The sequence below is a fragment of the Microcystis sp. M49636_WE2 genome, from assembly GCF_030065375.1.
Lineage (GTDB): Bacteria > Cyanobacteriota > Cyanobacteriia > Cyanobacteriales > Microcystaceae > Microcystis > Microcystis aeruginosa_C.
This window is the reverse complement of the sequence record NZ_JASJFG010000843.1, coordinates 1-2146: the sequence shown is the minus strand read 5'-3', so window position 1 is coordinate 2146 and position 2146 is coordinate 1. Positions and strand designations below refer to the sequence as shown.

At 41.4% G+C, this 2146-nt stretch carries 2 protein-coding genes and 1 pseudogene; all 3 read right to left on the bottom strand.

The window, feature by feature from the left end; genetic code table 11:
- Positions 1–136 (bottom strand): annotated as a pseudogene (locus PX484_RS19330) (murein transglycosylase); the annotation flags it as partial.
- Between the two features lie 223 nt (positions 137–359).
- Complete coding sequence (locus PX484_RS19325; RefSeq protein ID WP_004268399.1) at positions 360–1691, bottom strand: hemolysin family protein; 1332 nt, start codon at positions 1689–1691, stop codon at positions 360–362.
- A gap of 32 nt (positions 1692–1723) precedes the next feature.
- Positions 1724–2017: a hypothetical protein gene (locus PX484_RS19320; RefSeq protein ID WP_004268401.1), complete on the bottom strand. Its 294-nt coding sequence runs from the start codon at positions 2015–2017 to the stop codon at positions 1724–1726.
- Between the last annotated feature and the right edge of the window lie 129 nt (positions 2018–2146).

The following is a 2146-nucleotide window of genomic DNA, read 5'->3' as shown; positions in this document are numbered from 1 at the left end:
TGTCCGTTAGCAGTCGTTCATCGTATCCCGTAGATGTTCCTAATTCTGAGATTTCAAAACGTTCTAGGGGCAAATTTGCGGGGGTGAGGGCAATTAATCCCAAGCTGAGGGGGAGGAGTGTCAAAAGGTGTTTCATGGTGACAGGAGTGGGCAGCTATTGACTAGATTAAGTAGGTAGGCGTTAAAAATTATCAGACACCCCCCTTATCAAGGGTAGGGTTGATTCATGAATCAACCCTACCTTATCAAGGGAGGCAGGGGGGATCGAACCTAAAATCCATTTTTAATTTAATTATAACCAACTACTTAACAATCAAAAAGAATAAATAAATGAGAAAAGTTGTTTCTTGTTTATATCCTTAGGATAGTTGTTGCCGATAAATCTTAATTTGTTCCAAGCGAGGGCCGACCTTAGAAATGATGGTAAATTCTAAATTTTGGTAATATAATTGTTCTCCCACCTTCGGTATTTTTTGCCAATGATGGAGAACAAAACCTGCTAGGGTTTGGTATTCATCGGCCAAGGGTAAACTTAAATTTAATGCTTTGTTCACGTCCTCTAAATTCATTTGTGCTTGTACGAGAAAAGTCGATTCATCGAGGAGTTGATATTTTACTGTTCCCGATTCATCACTAGGGGAAAAAGTTCCCAGAATCTCGCCGATTAAATCTTTTAGGGTTAATAAACCGGCTGTTCTGCCAAATTCATCCACAATGATAACCATCTTTAAGGATGATTCCCGCATCACTGTTAGTAATTCATTTAAAGCAGTTGTTTCGGGGAAAAAACGAACAGGTTTTAACCAAGGTTTAATCGGGGTTGTTAAATTTAACTGACCTTCGGCAAGGGGTAAAGCTAAATCTTTAAAATCGATCAAACCACGGATATCATCACCGGAATCTCCTTCCACAGGATAACAAGAATAGCCACTGTTAACTACTTGGAGCAGTAATTCCTCAAAAGTTGCGGTCGAGGAAATAGCTATTAAACGGTTATGGGGAACCATGATTTCTGCGGCAGTGATTTCGCTAAACTGGAAAACATTATTTAAAATTTTCCTTTCCGCTGCTTCTAATCCCGTTAATTCCCCTTCCATGCTGATAATTAATTGTAATTCCTCGGAAGTTACCCGACTAGAACGCTGTAGATCCACTTCGGGGATACGGGTTAAAACCAATAAAAAACGAGTTGATTGATTAAGAATACCGATAAAAGGCTTAAAAATCCTGGAAATAACCCCAATAGGTGCAGCTAATAATCGCGCCATCGGTTCGGCATAAATTAACGCTAGGGATTTGGGATAAAGTTCCCCAAAAACTATCTGGAGATAGGCCACGATTAAAAAAGCTAGACAAAGAGAGAAACCATGGGAGAGAAGATTTTGCCAGTTTAAAGAAAAGGGTAAAAAACTTAGTAATTTCTTCACAAAAACGGTCATGGTACTCTCCCCGATCCAACCTAAAGCTAAACTAGAAAGGGTGATACCTAATTGGGTAGTGGAAAGTAAGCGATCGAGACTTCTTTGTAGAGATTGGACCGTCTGCGCTGGCACATCTCCCGCAGCCACTAGCTGACTGACGCGGGTACGACGGACAGACACAAGCGAAAATTCGGCCGCTACGAAAAAAGCATTGAGCGCGATTAGTAAAAAGACTAAAATTAAACGAGTCAATAAATCCTGATTATCCATAGCGAAAAGGCAAAACTCGCCTTTTTTAAAGCCTATCCTTTGGTTTCTTCCTTTGATTGCGGTTTGTTTTTCTGTTGTTGCATATAAACTCTCACTCTTTTCAGCACCTCTTCTTCCTTCACGGGGATAAAAGTTTGATTGCGACCATAACTGGTGCGATCGTTGGTAAACTTTTTAGCGGGGTTGATATCCGGTTGACTGACTCCCTTCAGGGAGGCGAGTCCCAATTGATAGGCTACCCAACCGCTACCGAAGCCGGCGGCTAACATGGCTACCATCAAAAGGAGTCCTAACTGCAAGGAGGTGCTGATTGCAAATTTTTTCATCTTGGTGGGGCTGAATTTTCACGTTCAGAGTAATTACCGATCTATAATGAGTTAATAGTATAACCCAGGGTTGGCCGAGCGGTTGAGGCAACGAACTCATAATTCGTGCTAGGCAGGTTCAACTCCTGC

Excerpts from the sequence above, each read along its gene's own strand:
- PX484_RS19325 (WP_004268399.1), bottom strand. The coding sequence starts at position 1,691 with ATGGATAATCAGGATTTATTGACTCGTTTAATTTTAGTCTTTTTACTA.
- PX484_RS19320 (WP_004268401.1), bottom strand. The coding sequence starts at position 2,017 with ATGAAAAAATTTGCAATCAGCACCTCCTTGCAGTTAGGACTCCTTTTG.